This is a genomic window from Microbispora rosea, from assembly GCF_044460045.1.
Lineage (GTDB): Bacteria > Actinomycetota > Actinomycetes > Streptosporangiales > Streptosporangiaceae > Microbispora > Microbispora rosea.
Map to the genome: position 1 here is coordinate 16875 of NZ_JBITJO010000002.1, position 16048 is coordinate 32922.

Annotated in this window: 13 protein-coding genes; 3 read left to right on the plus strand and 10 right to left on the minus strand. The window is 70.3% G+C overall.

Annotated features, from left to right (window positions below; genetic code table 11):
• Positions 1 to 4: 4 nt before the first annotated feature.
• From alaS to ACIBK1_RS07585, 5 genes are all read right to left on the minus strand, one after another.
• The gene (gene alaS / locus ACIBK1_RS07565) at positions 5 to 2677 is read right to left on the minus strand and encodes an alanine--tRNA ligase (protein ID WP_030504942.1); all 2673 of its coding nucleotides are present in this window, start codon (positions 2675 to 2677) and stop codon (positions 5 to 7) included.
• A 1-nt stretch (position 2678) separates the two neighbouring features.
• Complete coding sequence (locus ACIBK1_RS07570) at positions 2679 to 2948, minus strand: hypothetical protein (protein WP_030504943.1); 270 nt, start codon at positions 2946 to 2948, stop codon at positions 2679 to 2681.
• Entirely contained in the window at positions 2945 to 3439 is a 495-nt protein-coding gene (locus ACIBK1_RS07575) for a DUF948 domain-containing protein (protein WP_030504944.1), read from the minus strand. The genes ACIBK1_RS07570 and ACIBK1_RS07575 overlap by 4 nt, the downstream gene beginning before the upstream one ends.
• Positions 3440 to 3635: 196 nt before the next feature.
• Entirely contained in the window at positions 3636 to 4955 is a 1320-nt protein-coding gene (locus ACIBK1_RS07580; protein WP_030504945.1) for a replication-associated recombination protein A, read from the minus strand.
• Positions 4956 to 4971: 16 nt separating this feature from the next.
• Positions 4972 to 5439 (minus strand): DUF2231 domain-containing protein, encoded by a 468-nt coding sequence (locus ACIBK1_RS07585; protein WP_030504946.1) that lies wholly within the window; start codon positions 5437 to 5439, stop codon positions 4972 to 4974.
• Positions 5440 to 5694: 255 nt separating this feature from the next.
• On the opposite strand from ACIBK1_RS07585, the gene ACIBK1_RS07590 reads away from it, so the two are divergent.
• Positions 5695 to 6576 carry a peptidylprolyl isomerase gene (locus ACIBK1_RS07590; RefSeq protein WP_231513661.1) on the plus strand — a complete coding sequence of 294 codons (882 nt, stop codon included), beginning with the start codon at positions 5695 to 5697 and terminating at the stop codon, positions 6574 to 6576.
• A 68-nt stretch (positions 6577 to 6644) separates the two neighbouring features.
• Here ACIBK1_RS07590 and aspS read toward each other — a convergent pair whose 3' ends face one another.
• The 3 genes from aspS to ACIBK1_RS07605 are packed head-to-tail and all read right to left on the minus strand — an operon-like array spanning position 6645 to position 10338.
• Positions 6645 to 8402 (minus strand): aspartate--tRNA ligase, encoded by a 1758-nt coding sequence (aspS, locus tag ACIBK1_RS07595; RefSeq protein ID WP_030504948.1) that lies wholly within the window; start codon positions 8400 to 8402, stop codon positions 6645 to 6647.
• Positions 8399 to 9655: a histidine--tRNA ligase gene (gene hisS / locus ACIBK1_RS07600; RefSeq protein ID WP_030504949.1), complete on the minus strand. Its 1257-nt coding sequence runs from the start codon at positions 9653 to 9655 to the stop codon at positions 8399 to 8401. The genes aspS and hisS overlap by 4 nt, the downstream gene beginning before the upstream one ends.
• On the minus strand, positions 9655 to 10338 hold the full coding sequence (locus ACIBK1_RS07605; RefSeq protein ID WP_363531667.1) for an MBL fold metallo-hydrolase: 684 nt from the start codon (positions 10336 to 10338) through the stop codon (positions 9655 to 9657). Before ACIBK1_RS07605 ends, hisS begins: the two co-directional genes overlap by 1 nt.
• Before the next feature lie 269 nt (positions 10339 to 10607).
• On the opposite strand from ACIBK1_RS07605, the gene ACIBK1_RS07610 reads away from it, so the two are divergent.
• Together ACIBK1_RS07610 and ACIBK1_RS07615 are read left to right on the plus strand one after the other, a co-directional pair.
• A complete protein-coding gene (locus tag ACIBK1_RS07610) occupies positions 10608 to 11462 on the plus strand; it encodes a peptidylprolyl isomerase (RefSeq protein WP_156080671.1) in 855 nt (284 codons plus the stop codon).
• A 59-nt stretch (positions 11463 to 11521) separates the two neighbouring features.
• On the plus strand, positions 11522 to 12751 hold the full coding sequence (locus ACIBK1_RS07615; RefSeq protein WP_030504952.1) for a DUF349 domain-containing protein: 1230 nt from the start codon (positions 11522 to 11524) through the stop codon (positions 12749 to 12751).
• A gap of 311 nt (positions 12752 to 13062) precedes the next feature.
• Here ACIBK1_RS07615 and ACIBK1_RS07620 read toward each other — a convergent pair whose 3' ends face one another.
• Positions 13063 to 15243 (minus strand): RelA/SpoT family protein, encoded by a 2181-nt coding sequence (locus ACIBK1_RS07620; RefSeq protein ID WP_143734128.1) that lies wholly within the window; start codon positions 15241 to 15243, stop codon positions 13063 to 13065.
• A 279-nt stretch (positions 15244 to 15522) separates the two neighbouring features.
• On the minus strand, positions 15523 to 16029 hold the full coding sequence (locus tag ACIBK1_RS07625; protein WP_030504954.1) for an adenine phosphoribosyltransferase: 507 nt from the start codon (positions 16027 to 16029) through the stop codon (positions 15523 to 15525).
• Positions 16030 to 16048: the final 19 nt, after the last annotated feature.

Sequence of the window (16048 nt, forward strand, 5' to 3'; positions counted from 1 at the left end):
CCGCTCACGCCACCGCGGAGGAGATTGCCTCCTCGACCGCGCGAAGCGCGTCGCCGATCGCCTCGGGCCGCGTGCCGCCGCCCTGGGCCACGTCGTCCTTGCCGCCACCGCCACCCCCGAGTGCCTTGGCGGCGACGCCGACAAGCCGGCCCGCCTTCAGGCCCCGCTCGCGTCCCGCCTCGTTGACCGCGGCGACGACGACCGGCCGGTCGGAGGGGACGCCTGAGACGACGACGACCGCGGCGCGGTCGCCAGGGAACCTGCCGCGCACATCGAGGGCGAGTTTACGCAGGTCGTCGGCGGTGGTGCCATCAGGCGCGCGGTGCGTCACCACGGAGACGCCCTGCATGTCGCGGGCCTGCGCGGCGAGCTCGCCGGCCACCGCGAGCACCTGCGCCGAGCGGAGCTTGTCCAGCTCCTTCTCCGCCGTACGCAGCCGGGTGACGATGCCCTCGATGCGCTCGGGCAGCTCCTCCCGGCGCGTCTTGAGCTGCTCGCTGAGCTGGGCGACCAGCACGCTCTCGCGGGCCAGGAACCGGAACGCGTCGATGCCGACGAGCGCCTCCACGCGGCGCACTCCCGCGCCGATGGACGACTCGCCCAGCACCTTCACGAGACCGAGCTGGCCGGAGCTGGCCACGTGCGTGCCGCCGCACAGCTCGCGGGAGTAGTCGCCGACCTCGACGACCCGGACCTCGTCGCCGTACTTCTCGCCGAACAGCGCGAGCGCGCCCATCGCACGGGCCTGCGCCTGGCTGGTGTAGAACGCGTTGACCTTGAGGTCGTTGATCAGGACGGCGTTCACCTCGTCCTCGACGTCGCGCAGCATCGACGGGGAGACAGCCCCGGCCGCGGTGAAGTCGAAGCGGAAGCGGCCCGGGGAGTTCTCCGAGCCCGCCTGGGCCGCCGACTCGCCGAGCGCGTTGCGGAACCCCCGGTGGACCAGGTGGGTCGCGGTGTGGCTGCGGGAGATCGCGCGGCGCCGCTCCAGGTCGATGTCGGCCTGCGCCTGGTCGCCGACCCGCACCTCGCCGGTGCGCACCTTGCCGCGGTGCACGACGAGGCCGGACACCGGGGACTGGACGTCCACGATCTCGATCTCCGCGCCGCCCGTGCGGATCAGGCCCTGGTCGGAGAGCTGACCACCGCCCTCCGCGTAGAACGGGGTGCGGTCGAGCACGACCTCCAGCGTGGTCCCCGCGCCGGCCGCCGGAACCGACGCGCCGTCGACGAGCAGGCCGATGACGTTGGCCTCGGCGGTGGTGTGGTCGTAGCCGAGGAAGTCGACCTTCCCGGACTTCTCCAGGATGCCGGTGAACACCGAGATGTCGGCGTTGCCGGTCTTCTTCGCCGCGGCGTCCGCCTTGGCGCGGTCCCGCTGCTCCTTCATCAGCCGGCGGAAGCCCTCCTCGTCCACCTGGAGGCCCTGCTCGGCCGCCATCTCCAGGGTGAGGTCGATCGGGAAGCCGTAGGTGTCGTGGAGCTGGAACGCCTGGTCGCCGCCGAGCGTCGAGGCGCCCTTGCGCTTGGTCTCCTCCACCGCGACGTCGAAGATCGCCGTACCGGTACGCAGCGTGCCGAGGAACGACGCCTCCTCGGCGTCGATGACCGTGTGGATGTTGGCCGCGTCGGCCTTGAGCTCGGGGTACTGCTCGCCCATCACGTCGATGGTGACGGCGGTGAGCGGGTGCATGTGCCGCTCCTCGCCCGCGCCGAGCAGGCGGAGGTTGCGGATCGCGCGGCGCAGCATGCGGCGCAGCACGTAGCCCCGGCCCTCGTTGGACGGCAGCACGCCGTCGCCGACGAGCATGACGCCCGCCCGCATGTGGTCGGCGATCACCCGCAGCGACACGTCGGCGCGCTTGTCGCGCCCGTAGCGCGACCGGGTCAGATCGGCCGCCGTGTCGAGGATCTTGTACGTGGTGTCGATCTCGTAGATGTTGTCGACGCCCTGCAGGATGGCCGCCATGCGCTCCAGGCCCATGCCGGTGTCGATGTTCTTGGCCGGCAGCTCGCCCGCCACGTCGAAGTCGGTCTTGGCGCGGACCGCGCTGAGCTGGAACTGCATGAAGACGAGGTTCCACACCTCGAGGTAGCGGTTCTCGTCGGCGATCGGCCCGCCCTCGCGGCCGTACTCGGGGCCGCGGTCATAGTAGATCTCCGAGCAGGGGCCGCCCGGCCCGGGGACGCCCATGTGCCAGTAGTTGTCGGCCAGGTCACGGCGCTGGATGCGGTCGAGCGGCAGGCCGACCTTGCGGTGCCAGATGTCCTGGGCCTCGTCGTCGTCCAGGTAGACGGTCGCCCACAGGCGCTCCTCCGGGAAGCCGAAGCCGCCGTCGGACTCGGGCCGCGTCAGCAGCTCCCAGGCGAACGGGATCGCCTGCTCCTTGAAGTAGTCGCCGAAGGAGAAGTTGCCGAGCATCTGGAAGAAGCTGGCGTGGCGGGTGGTCTTGCCGACCTCGTCGATGTCGAGGGTGCGCATGACCTTCTGCGCGCTGGTCGCCCGCCGGTACGGCGGCGTCTGCTGCGCCAGAAAGAAGGGCTTGAACGGGACCATCCCCGCGTTCACGAGAAGCAGTGTCGGGTCCTCGGCGACCAGGCTGGCCGAGGGCACGACTGTGTGCCCGCGCTCCTCGAAGAAGCGCAGGAAGCGGCGCGCGATCTCTGCCGACTCCATTTCAGCGGCCGTCCTTTACGTCGTAGATTGAGTTCTTGCTTGTGGTGCTTCCATCAACCGTCTCGAGCCCGAACTCGGCGCGCAACTCGGTTTCCCTGCTCGCCGACAGCCGGCGCACCTCGCCGGCGAAGTCCCTGAGCTGATCCGTGAGGCTCACCGCGCGGTCGGCGGTGCGCCTGGCCACGTGGTCGGGCCGCAACGACTGAAGCTTACGCATGGTCCAGACCGTGAGGAACGCGCCCAGGGACATATAGAAGAGCCGCCGGATCATCCGCGTCCCCTCCCGATGGCCCGGCGCTCCACGGCGCGCTCGGCCGCGTGCCGCTCGCTGATCCTGTCCGCGGTCCTAGGGCCGGTGCGGGGGCCGGTACGGGGGCCGCCGCGGGCGGCACGCCGAGCCGGAACGCCGCGGGCGGCACGCCGGGCCAGCGCCAGGCGCACACCGTCCCTGAAGGCGGAGATCTTGAGCACCGGACCGGCGAACAGCGTGGACGCCACCCCAGTGATCTTGACCATGTTGCCGCTGACATCACGCATGTTGTCCGTGATCTCCTCGGCCGCCGCCAGCCGCCGGTTGGCCTCGGAGACGGTCTGGCTCATGTCGTCGAGGAGCGGGGCGATCCGGTCGCTCAGCTCGGCCACCGACTTGCGGGTCTCGGTCAGCAGTCTGGCCAGCCTGACCAGCACGACGACCATGAAGCAGACCAGGATCACCCAGAAAATGGCGACCACGAGGCCCGCCAGCTCTCCCGCGGTAAGCATGTGCCGATCTCCCTAGATCAACGGAGCTGGAATGGCAAGACCTTATCGCGAACGACCTGCCCGCCGTTCCGCACCACACACCCAGGCTGCTCCGCACCACACACCCAGGCTGCTCCGCATCACACACCCAGGCCGCTCCGCATCACACACCCGTGCCGATCCGTGTCACACCTAGCGGACCGCACGGCGGCGGTGCTCAGCCGCCGCGCAGGAAGCTCCGGATCTTCGCCCAGCGCTCGGCGAACCGCGCCTCCGCGCCGTGGGTGGTCGGCTCGTAGTAGCGGCGCTCCCGCAGCTCCTCCGGCGCGTAGTCCTGGCGGACGAGGCCGTGCTCGAAGTCGTGCGGGTACTGGTAGCCCTTGCCGTGACCGAGCTTCTTCGCCCCCGGGTAGTGGGCGTCGCGCAGGTGGTCGGGGATGCGGCCCACCATTCCGCGCCGCACGTCGTCGGAGGCCGCGCCGATCGCCTTCACGACCGCGTTCGACTTGGGCGCCAGCGCGCAGTGGACGACCGCCTGGGCGAGGTTGATCCTGCCCTCGGGCAGGCCGATGAACTCCACGGCCTGGGCGGCGGCCACCGCGACCTGCAGGCACGTGGGATCGGCCATGCCCACGTCCTCGCTGGCGAAGATCACGATCCGGCGGGCGATGAACCTCGGGTCCTCCCCCGCCTCCACCATCCGGGCGAGGTAGTGCAGCGCCGCGTCGGCGTCCGAGCCCCGCATGCTCTTGATGAACGCGCTGACCACGTCGTAGTGCTGGTCGCCCTGGCGGTCGTAGCGCACGGCCGCCTTGTCGACGGCCTTCTCCACGACCTCGACCGTCACCTCCGCGGTGACCTCGTCGGCCAGCATCGCGGCGGCTTCCAGGTAGGTGAGCGAGCGCCGGGCGTCGCCGCCGGCCAGCCGTACGAGCTGGTCGAGGGCGTCGGGGTGCAGCGTGACGCGCCCGCCGAGGCCGCGCGGGTCGGCCACCGCGCGCTCCAGGACGCCGCGGACGTCGTCCTCCGCCAGCGGTTCGAGGGTGAGCAGCAGCGAGCGGGACAGCAGCGGTGAGATGACGGAGAAGAACGGGTTCTCGGTGGTCGCGCCGATGAAGGTGACCCAGCGGTTCTCCACCGCCGGCAGCAGCGCGTCCTGCTGCGCCTTGTTGAACCGGTGGACCTCGTCCACGAACAGCACGGTCTGCCTGCCGGTCATGCCGAGCTCGCGGCGGGCCTGGTCGATGGCGGCGCGCACGTCCTTGACCCCGGCGGAGACGGCCGAGATCTCCACGAACCTCCGCTTGGTCGCGCCCGCCACGACGTACGCCAGCGTGGTCTTGCCGGTGCCCGGGGGTCCCCACAGGAACAGCGACATCGGGGCGTCGCTCTCCACCAGCCGGCGCAGCGGCGTGCCGGGCCCCAGCAGGTGCCGCTGGCCGATCACCTCCTCCAGCGAGCGCGGCCGCATCCGCACGGCCAGCGGCTCCTGGCCCCGATGCGCCTCCTCGGCGGCCGAATCGAACAGGCTCTCCACATCGCCGACACTACCGTCAGGCGCCCCACACGGCCGTCGCACCCGTGTGCCCGGTCCGCACGACGTAGTAGCCGACGACCACGGCGAGGATCACGGCGACGGCCGACACGACCAGGGCGACGGCCCGCGAGCGGCCGCCCTCGGGGGCGCGGCGGGCCCGGGTGAGCCACACCATCAGCAGCGACGCGACGGTCAGCAGCGCGGTCACCGGCACGAGAACGTCCGCGAACCCGCTGTGGACCTCGATAGCCGGGGAGGGCCGGCCCTGGAACATCCGGGCCTCCAGCGCCTCCCCGCTCTCCTTGGCCGCGAACGCCGCGCCGAGTGCCACCACGGCGGTCGCCACCAGGGCCCAGTCGAGCTTGTGCCGCAGGCGGGGCAGCGCGGCGTACGCGATCGACAGCGCCGCGAGCAGCGGCACGAAGATCACTGCCGCGTGGACGATGAGAGCATGGGCCGGGAGCCCGAGGACCTGGTCGAACATCGTGCATCGCTCCTGGAGACGGCGGCCGGGGGCACGGATCGCGGGTTGTCCCCCGGTCTACGGATTCGCTCGGCAGGAGGTTCCCAGGCAGATCTGAGAGCAAGATGAGCGCAAACCGTCGTGATACCCCTGGGACGTCCGTTTTACACGAAGCCGACGGGATCACGGATAGAGTGGCGGCTCGTCGTAACAAAAGGGGAAAGGGAAGGCATAGCGGTGACCGACACTGATCGGCAGAAGCAACCGGCTTCGCGCGTGAGCACGACCGGGCGCGCGACCACCCCCCGTCGCCGCCTGCGTGGCACCCTCGGCGCCGGGCTGGGGCTTCTCGCGCTGGCGGGCAGCCTGGTGGCCTGCAGTGACGGCTCGGCCGACAACACAGCGAAGGCCACCCCATCGGCCTCACCGTCGTCCTCCGATTCCACGGGCCCCCAGGTGACGCACACCGAGCTGACGCAGCCGACGCCGTCGGCCGCGCCCACCAGCCTGCGTCAGGTCACCTGCGAGTACCGCAAGGACGACACGGGCGCCCCGTCGAAGTTCGTGGGCTTCCCCCCCAGCAAGCTGAGCAGGGGGGTCATCGCGGCCAAGAAGATGGTCATCACCACGAACCAGGGCCGGATCGTCATCGACCTGGCCACGAAGGACGTGCCGTGCGCGGTGAACTCCTTCGCGTTCCTGGCCAAGAAGAACTTCTTCGACAACACCGTCTGCCACCGCCTCGCGACGGTGGAGACCGTCGGCCTCGGCATGCTGCAGTGCGGCGACCCGCTGGCCAAGGGCGACGGAAAGAACAAGAACGACGGCGCGGGCGGCCCGGGATACCTGTTCAACGACGAGAACCTCGGCGGGCTGCCGCTCGCCCGCGGCACGGTCGGGCTGGCGCAGGCCACGGAGGACGCCAACTCCAACGGCAGCCAGTTCTTCATCTCGTTCACGGACGAGAACACCCAGCTGACCGCCATGGGCGCCGCCTTCACGATGATCGGTGTCGTCACCCGGGGCATGGACGTCATCGACAAGATCGCCAGGGGCGGCATCATCCCCTTCAACGGCGACCCCACCGCCGACGTGCGGGGTGAGGGCTCCAACGCGCCGAAGAAGAAGGTCGTCATCAAGGACGTGGCCATCGTCTGACCGGTCCCGGACACAGGACGGCCCCCGCGACCGGTGTCGCGGGGGCCGTCTCGCGTTCTACCGCCGTTCTACTGCGCGGGCGCGGACTCGCCCTTGTCGGCCTTGGGCGTGGCGTCCACGCCGGCCTCCTTGCGCTGATCCGGGCTGATCGGGGTGGGCGCCCCGCTCAGCGGGTCGTAGCCGGACGCCGTCTTCGGGAACGCGATCACGTCCCGGATCGACTCGCCGCCGGCCAGCAGCATGCAGACGCGGTCCCAGCCGTAGGCGATGCCTCCGTGCGGCGGCGGGCCGTACTTGAACGCCTCCAGCAGCCAGCCGAACTTGCTCTCGGCCTCCTCCTTGGAGATGCCGAGCACGTCGAACACGCGCTGCTGCATCTCGGCGCGGTGGATACGGATCGAGCCGCCGCCGATCTCCATGCCGTTGCAGACCATGTCGTACGCGTAGGCCAGGGCCTCACCCGGGTTGTCCTGGAAGTTGTCGGCCCACTCCGGCTTCGGGGAGGTGAACGGGTGGTGGACCGGGGTCCAGCCGCCCTCTCCGTCCTCCTCGAACATCGGCGCGTCGACGATCCACAGGAACGACCACTGCGACTCGTCGATCAGGTCGCAGCGGCGGCCGATCTCCAGGCGGGCCGCGCCGAGCAGGTCGCGGGAGGCCGCCGGCGCGCCGGCCGCGAAGAAGATCGCGTCGCCGGGCTTGGCGCCGGTCTTCCCGGCGAGGCCGGCGAGCTCGGTCTCCGACAGGTTCTTGGCCACCGGGCCGCCCAGCGTGCCGTCCTCCTGGACCAGCACGTACGCCAGGCCGCGCGCGCCGCGCGACTTGGCCCAGTCCTGCCAGGCGTCGAGCTCCTTGCGGGTCTGCGAGGCGCCGCCGGGCATCACGACCGCGCCCACGTACGGCGCCTGGAAGACGCGGAACGAGGTGCCGGAGAAGTAGTCCGTGAGGTCGGTCAGCTCGACGCCGAAGCGCAGGTCGGGCTTGTCCGAGCCGTACCGCGCCATCGCCTCGGCGTACGTCATCCGCGGCAGCTGCGTGGGCAGCTCGTAGCCGATCGTCTCCTTCCAGATCCGACCGATGAGCGCCTCGCCCAGCTCGATCACGTCGTCCTGGTCGACGAACGACATCTCGATGTCGATCTGGGTGAACTCGGGCTGCCGGTCGGCCCGCAGGTCCTCGTCGCGGAAGCAGCGGGCGAGCTGGTAGTAGCGCTCCAGGCCGGAGACCATGAGGAGCTGCTTGAACAGCTGCGGCGACTGCGGCAGGGCGTACCAGTTGCCCGGCTGGAGCCGCACGGGCACCAGGAAGTCGCGGGCGCCCTCGGGCGTCGAGCGGGTCAGGCTCGGGGTCTCGACGTAGACGAACCCGCGCTCACGCATGACCTCGTTGGCGAGGTAGGTCGCCTGGGAGCGGATCCGCAGCGCGTCGGCGATCTTCTGACGGCGGATGTCGAGGTAGCGGTACTTCAGCCGCGCCTCCTCTGACACGCCCGAGCTGCCCTCGATCGGGAACGGCAGCGGCGCCGACTCGCTCAGCACCTCCACCTCGGAGGCGACGACCTCGATCTCACCCGTGGGCAGATCGAGGTTCTCGTTGCCGGCCGGACGCTGGCGTACCTCGCCTGTGACCTTGACGCAGTACTCCGCGCGCAGGTCGTGGGCGTGGTCCTCCTCGCGGAAGACCACCTGGGCCGAGCCGGAGGCGTCGCGCAGGTCGATGAAGACCACGCCGCCGTGGTCGCGCCGGCGCGCCACCCATCCGGCCAGCGTCACCTTCTGGCCCGCGTGCTCCTTGCGGAGCGTGCCTGCCTCGTGGGTGCGGATCACGAGAGTTTCCCCTTCAAGAACTGGACGACCTCCGCGAGCGGAACCGCGGTCTGGTCGGCTGTGGTCAGGTCCTTCACTTGCACGGCGCCCGCCTCGATATCTCGGTCGCCGAGGATGAGCGCGTACCGCGCGCCGCTGCGGTCGGCGGCCTTCATCGCGCCCTTGACGCCACGGCCGCCGAATGCCATGTCGACGGCGAGGCCGGCCCTGCGCAGCTCGCTCACGAGCGGGAACACGCGCCGCCTGGCGTCCTCGCCGAGCGGCACCGCGAACACCTCGACGCCGCGGGGCCGCTCGGCCAGCAGGCCCTCGGCCTCCATCGCAAGCACCGTGCGGTCCACCCCGAGGGCCCAGCCCACGCTGGGCAGCGCCGGGCCGCCGATCTGCTCGCTCAGCCCGTCGTAACGTCCTCCCCCGCCGACCGCCGACTGGGCGCCCAGGCCGTCGTGCAGGAACTCGAAGGTCGTGCGCGTGTAGTAGTCCAGGCCGCGTACGAGCCGGGGGTCGTCCTCGTACGCCACGCCGGCGGCCGTCAGCAGGCCCCTGACCTCCTCGTGGTAGGCCTTGCAGGCCCCGCACAGGTGATCGGTGACGAGCGGCGCGTTCTCCAGCTGCGCGCGCACCTCAGGACGCTTGTCGTCGAGCACGCGCAGCGGGTTGATCTCGATCCGGTTGCGGGTGGGCTCGTCGAGGTCCAGGCCGCGCAGGAAGTCCTGCAGCGCGGCGCGGTAGGCCGGGCGGCACTCCTTGCAGCCGAGCGAGTTCAGCAGCAGCCGCACACCGCGCAGGCCCAGCGAGGCGTAGCCGTCCATCGCCAGCACGATCAGCTCGGCGTCCAGCGCCGGGTCCTCGGCCCCCAGGGCCTCGGCCCCCACCTGCGAGAAGTGGCGGTAGCGCCCCGCCTGGGCCCGCTCGTAGCGGAAGTAGCTGCCCGAGTACCAGAGCTTGATCGGCAGCGGTCCGCCGTACAGGCCGTGTTCGAGCACGGCCCGCATCACGCTAGCGGTGCCCTCGGGGCGCAGCGTCAGCGACTGGCCGCCCCGGCTCGTGAACGTGTACATCTCCTTGGTCACGATGTCGGTCGACTCGCCGACCCCGCGCGAGAACAGCGCCGTGTCCTCGAAGGCCGGCGTCTCGATGTAGCCGTAGCCGGCGCGGCGGGCCGGCTCGGCCAGGGCGTCCCGTACGGCGAGAGCCCACTCCGAACGCGGCGGCATCCAGTCGAAGGTGCCCTTGGGCGCCTGAAAGGTCATCACAATCCCCTGGTCGGGCCTGCGTGCGGCGCGACGTCCCTGAGGAAGGGGTTGGTCGCGCGCTCGCGGCCGATGGTCGTCTGAGGTCCGTGGCCGGGCAGGACCGTGGTCTCGTCCGGCAGCGTCAGCGTCTCGGCGAGGCTGCGCAGGATGGCGGCGTAGTCGCCGCCGGGCAGGTCGGTGCGGCCGATGGAGCCGGCGAACAGCAGGTCGCCCGCGAACAGGACCTGGGAGTCCTCGACGGGCGTCCGGAACGTCACCGACCCCCTGGTATGGCCCGGCCTGTGCTCGACCGTGAGCTCGAGCCCCGCCAGCGACAGCACGGCACCGTCGGCCAGCTCCCGCACGTCGTCGGGCTCGGAAAGTTTCAGACCGCCGAACGCCTGGCCCGTCTGCGGCGGGAATCCCTTCGCCGGGTCCGACAGCAGATCGCGGTCCTCCGGGTGGATCCACGCGGGCACGTCGCGGGCGCCGCACACCGGGGCCACCGACCACACGTGATCGATGTGACCGTGGGTGAGCAGCACCGCGACCGGCTTCAGCCGGTGCTCGCGCAACAGCGCGTCGAGATCCTCCACGGCATCCTGACCTGGGTCGATGACCACGCACTCCTCGCCTGCTGCGGGAGCGACGACGTAACAGTTGGTCTGGAACGACCCTGCGGGAAACCCGGCGACGAGCACGGAAGCGGCCTCTGCGTCTCTACGGATCAATCAAGGATTGCGCGAGCGAATGTAACCGAAGGGTACCGGTGCGGGTCGGCAGGCTGCGAACCAATACCCGTCAGCCGATACGATTCGCCCACCTCAATAGTCATTCTTGGAGCAGTCGAGCCGGATGCTATAGAACAGGCCGCCGTTCCCGGAGCACCTCCCGGGTGTGGCGGGTACGCACCGGCGTGACCGCGTCCGGGCGTACGACCATGGGAAACAGGACGAGTCGGGAGGTCGAAGTGGTCACCGGCAAGGACCGGCAGAGGCAGCTGGCCCGGGAACACTACGAACGGCAGCTGCGGGCGCGCACGGAGCAAGAGCAGAAGTCGCGGCGCACCGCGATCATAGGCACCACCGCGGCCGTGGTGGTGGTGATCGGCGGAGTGGTCGCGGCGACGACCCTTCTCGGCAGCGACGACGGCGACGCCAAGGCGTCCGCGTCGGCGTCGGCGTCGGCGAGCAGCCAGCCGCTCGCGAACGACCCCAAGCCGTACGACCCGGCCAAGGGCACCTGCGGCTACGTCGCCGACGAGGGCAGCGGCCAGGTCAAGAACGTCGGCATGCCGCCGGAGAAGGTGAGCACCGCCCCGGCGACCATGACCATCAAGACCAACCTCGGCGACATCGTCGCGAGGCTGGACAGCGAGAAGGCGCCCTGCACGGTCAACTCGTTCAAGTTCCTGGCGTCCAAGGATTACTTCGACGAAACGAAGTGCCACCGGATGGGCACGGACTTCCCGATCCTGCAGTGCGGCGACCCGCTGGCCAAGGCCGACGGCAAGAACCCGACCGACGGCCAGGGCGGCCCCGGCTATCGCTTCGCGAACGAGAACCTGGCGGGCGCGAAGTACACGCGGGGCGTGCTCGCGATGGCGAACAGCGGTCCGAACACCAACGGAAGCCAGTTCTTCATCGTGTTCGGGGACACCGGGCTGACGCCCGACTACACGCCTTTCGGTACGGTGACCAAAGGACTCGAAATCGTGGACAAGGTCGCCAAGAAGGGCGTCATCGCCAGCGCCGGCGGGGACGGCACTGGTGCTCCGAAGCAGCCCGTGGTCATCAAAGACGTGACAATCACCAGCAAGAGCTGACGTAATACAACCAAGGGCACATCGAGCCCTGGAGGCTGATTCAAGTGCGGGAGGACACGGTGAGCACCGACCCGTGGGGCCGGGTAGACGAGGACGGCACCGTCTACGTGCGTACGGCTGAGGGAGAACGGGCCGTCGGGTCCTGGCAGGCCGGTGAGCCGGAGGAGGCGCTGGCCTACTACCGCCGGAAGTTCGACGAGCTGGCGGGCCAGGTGCAGCTCCTGGAGCAGCGGGTGCGCGGCACCGATCTCGCTCCGGCCCAGGCCGAGGCGAGCATCGCCAAGCTGCGGGAGTCGGTGACCGAGGCGCACGCGGTCGGCGACCTCGGCTCGCTGCAGGACCGGCTGTCGGCGCTCACCGAGCTGGTCGGCAAGCGCCGCGAGGAGCTGCGGGCGGCGCGCGACCAGGCCCGGGCGCACGCCCGCGAGGTGAAGGAGCGCATCGTCGCCGAGGCCGAGCGCATCGCCGAGGAGACGACGCACTGGAAGTCCGGCGGCGAGCGGCTGCGGCAGCTCGTCGAGGAGTGGAAGGCCGCCGAGCGGGTCGACCGGGCCACCGAGGCGACGCTGTGGAAGAGGCTGTCCACGGCGCGTACGGCCTTCGCCAAGCGGCGCAAGGCGTACTTCTCCTCGCTCGACCAGCAGCGCGACGCGGTGCGCGGCACCAAGGAGCGCATCGTGAGCGAGGCGGAGGCGCTGGCGGACTCGACGGACTGGAACGCCACCGCGGCGGCCTACCGCGAGCTGATGCGCGAGTGGAAGGCCGCCGGGCGTGCCTCCCGCGAGGTCGAGGACGAGCTGTGGGCACGCTTCAAGGGCGCCCAGGACCAGTTCTTCCAGGCCCGCTCGGCGGTGTTCGCGGAGCGGGACGCCTCCTTCGCGGCCAACGCGGAGGTGAAGGAGGCGCTGCTGGCCGAGGCCGAGAAGCTGCTGCCGGTCACCGACGCGCGTGGCGCGCGTGCGGCGCTGCGGGGCATCCTGGAGCGCTGGGAGGCCGCGGGCCCGGTGCCTCGCGACCAGCGTGACCGTCTGGAGGGCGGGCTGCGCAAGGTCGACGACGCGGTCCGCAGAGCCGAGGACAACGAGTGGAAGCGCTCCAACCCCGAGGCCAGGGCCCGCGCCCAGGACACGGTCAACCAGCTCCGCAGGTCCATCGACCAGCTGGAGACGCGGCTGGGCAAGGCCCAGGCGGCCGGCCGGGACAAGGACGTCAAGGAGGCGGAGGAGGCGCTTGCGGCCCGCCGCTCCTGGCTGCAGGAGGCGGAGCGCACGCTCGCCGAGTTCTCCTGACCCCCTCTTCCACCCCTCCCCCTCGGCGTGATCTTGGAGTTTGTCGCACGCCGGGGGGCCGAGCTGGGCGGACGCATTCCGTGGTCTTGCCGGGATTCGGCTCACTCCGCCCTGACCTGGGCGAACAGGCTTCGTGATCATGCATCGAGGTCGGGACGCGCGGCTGCACGCCCGTCGATTGCATGATCACGCACAGCGTGTCCACCGGCTCCTTCATGCCGTGAACACGTTCAGTGCAAGATCACGAAGTCCGTCCGCGCACGTCGCGCGCTACCCCTGCGCCAAACCACAAGATCACGCCCGTGGAGGGGTTAGCTGGTGATGCGGTAGACGTCGTAGACGCCCCCGACGTTGCGCACCGCCTTGAGCACGTGGCCGAGGTGCTTGGGATCGCCCATCTCGAAGGTGAACTTGCTGATCGCCACCCGGTCGCGGCTGGTCGTCACCGACGCCGACAGGATGTTCACGTGCTGGTCGGACAGGGTCCGCGTGACGTCCGACAGCAGGCGGGGCCGGTCGAGCGCCTCCACCTGGATGGCGACGAGGAAGACCGAGTCGTCCCCTGGCGACCAGGCGACCTCCACCAGCCGGTCGGGGTGGGCGTTGAGCTGCTCCACGTTGGGGCAGTTGGTGCGGTGCACGGAGACGCCGTGCCCCCGCGTGACGAACCCGACGATCTCGTCCCCCGGCACCGGGGTACAGCAGCGCGACAGGCGGACCCACACGTCCGGGTCGCCCGCGACCATCACGCCGGCGTTCGAGTTGGCCCTGAGACGGCCCTTGAGCCGCGTGGGGACCTGGGCCTCGGCGATGTCCTCCTCGGCCCCCTCGACGCCGCCCAGGGCCTGTACGAGCTTGTCCACGACCGACTGTGCGGTCAGGTGCCCCTCGCCGACCGCCGCGTAGAGGGCGGACACGTCGGCGTACCGCAGGTCCCTGGCCAGAGCCAGCAGCGCCTCGCCGGACATCAGCCGCTGCAGCGGCAGGCCCTGCTTGCGCATGGCCCGCCCGATCGCCTCCTTGCCCGCCTCGATGGCGGTCTCGCGGCGCTCCTTGGTGAACCACTGGCGGATCTTGTTGCGGGCCCGGCCGCTCTTGACGAACTTCAGCCAGTCCCTCGACGGTCCCGCGTCCGGCGACTTCGACGTGAAGATCTCCACGGTGTCGCCGTTGCCGAGGCGGGATTCCAGCGGGACCAGCCTGCCGTTGACCCGCGCGCCGATACATCGGTGGCCGACCTCGGTGTGCACGGCGTACGCGAAGTCGACCGGGGTCGCGCCCTCGGGCAGGGCGATCACCTGGCCGCGCGGGGTGAAGACGAACACCTCCGAGACCGACAGGTCGAAGCGCAGCGACTCCAGGAACTCCCCCGGGTCGGAGGTCTCCTTCTGCCAGTCGAGCAGCTGGCGCAGCCAGGCCATGTCGTTGACCTGCTTGACCTTGCCGGGCCCGGCCCCGACCATCTCCTCTTTGTACTTCCAGTGCGCGGCCACGCCGTACTCGGCGCGGTTGTGCATGGCCCGCGTGCGGATCTGCAGCTCGATGGCCTTGCCCTCGGGTCCCATGACCGTCGTGTGCAGCGACTGGTACATGTTGAACTTGGGCATGGCGATGTAGTCCTTGAACCGCCCCGGCACCGGCTTCCACTGGGCGTGGATCGTTCCGAGCGCGGCGTAGCAGTCGCGGACCGTGTCGACCAGGACGCGGATGCCCACCAGGTCGTAGATGTCGTCGAAGGCCACGCCCTTGGCGATCATCTTCTGGTAGATCGAGTAGTAGTGCTTGGGCCGCCCGCGCACGGTCGCCTTGATCTTCGCCTCGCGCAGGTCGGCGGAGACCTTCTCGATGACCTCGTGCAGGAACAGGTCGCGGCGCGGCGCGCGCTCCGACACCATCCGGGCGATCTCGTCGTACCGCTTCGGGTAGAGCATGGCGAACGCGAGGTCCTCCAGCTCCCACTTGATGGTGTTCATGCCGAGCCGGTGGGCCAGCGGCGCGAAGATCTCCAGCGTCTCGCGGGACTTCTGCTGGCGCTTGTGCTCGGGCATGTAGCGCATGGTCCGCATGTTGTGCAGCCGGTCGGCCAGCTTGATGACCAGCACGCGGATGTCGCGCGACATCGCGACCACCATCTTGCGCACGGTCTCGGCCTGCGCCGCGTCGCCGAACTTCACCTTGTCGAGCTTGGTCACGCCGTCGACGAGCAACGCGATGTTGTCGCCGAAGTCGGCTCGTAACTCGTCGAGGCTGTAGGCGGTGTCCTCCACCGTGTCGTGCAGCAGGGCGGCGCACAGCGTCTCGTCGTCCGTGCCCAGCTCCGCCAGGATCGTCGCGACCGCGAGCGGGTGGGTGATGTACGGGTCGCCGCTCTTACGCTTCTGATCGCGGTGGTGATACGCGGCGACGTCGTACGCCCGCTCGATCAGCCGCAGGTCTGCTTTGGGATGGGTGGCACGGACCGTCTTGAAGAGCGGTTCCAACACCGGATTCATAGCACCCCACTGCCCCCCGAAACGGGCGAGCCTCCGTCGCGTGGCCGGCGACGCCGGCTTGTCCTCCGGGACCGCCGCGGGGTCGCGTGCCGCGTCGGGGGGCACGTCTGCGACGGGCTCGGGGGCGTCGCGGGAGATCACTCCGCGATCGACCCGCGCGCTGTCGGGCACGACCACATCACGGGGCACACAGACTCCTCACGTCGAGTCCAGAGTCCACAGTGTATCCGTGCTGCCACAGCACTCTCGGCCGAGTGCCCCCCGACCGGCCCGTCGGGCTCAGACGGTGAGCAGGGCGCGGACGTCCAGGCCCGGCAGCCGCTCGCGGCCGGACAGGAAGGACAGCTCCATCAGGAAGGACACGGACACGACCTCCGCGCCCGTCCTTCTGACCAGCTCCACGGCCGCCCTGGCCGTGCCGCCCGTGGCGAGGACGTCGTCCACGATCAGAACCCGGTCGCCGGGGTCGAAGGCGTCGGCGTGCACCTCGATCGTCGCGGAGCCGTACTCCAGGTCGTAGGACGCCTCGTACGTACCGGCGGGCAATTTGCCCTTTTTGCGCACCGGTACGAACCCCGCTCCGCTGCGGTAGGCCACCGGCGCGGCGAGGATGAAGCCCCGCGCCTCGATGCCCACCACCTTGTCGAAGGCCAAGCCGTCCCCGAGCTCGTCCACGACCTGCGTGAAGGCCGCGTGGTCCGCCAGCAGCGGCGTGATGTCCTTGAAGAGGATGCCGGGCTTGGGGTAGTCCGGGACATCCCTGATGAGAGCCGTCCAGTCAGTCACGACGCCCAAGCCTAACGGG

Bases quoted from the DNA above. Each gene is read 5' to 3' on its own strand.
- alaS (WP_030504942.1), bottom strand. From the start codon at position 2,677: ATGGAGTCGGCAGAGATCGCGCGCCGCTTCCTGCGCTTCTTCGAGGAG.
- ACIBK1_RS07570 (WP_030504943.1), bottom strand. From the start codon at position 2,948: ATGATCCGGCGGCTCTTCTATATGTCCCTGGGCGCGTTCCTCACGGTC.
- ACIBK1_RS07575 (WP_030504944.1), bottom strand. From the start codon at position 3,439: ATGCTTACCGCGGGAGAGCTGGCGGGCCTCGTGGTCGCCATTTTCTGG.
- ACIBK1_RS07585 (WP_030504946.1), bottom strand. From the start codon at position 5,439: ATGTTCGACCAGGTCCTCGGGCTCCCGGCCCATGCTCTCATCGTCCAC.
- hisS (WP_030504949.1), bottom strand. From the start codon at position 9,655: ATGACCTTTCAGGCGCCCAAGGGCACCTTCGACTGGATGCCGCCGCGT.
- ACIBK1_RS07620 (WP_143734128.1), bottom strand. From the start codon at position 15,243: ATGAATCCGGTGTTGGAACCGCTCTTCAAGACGGTCCGTGCCACCCAT.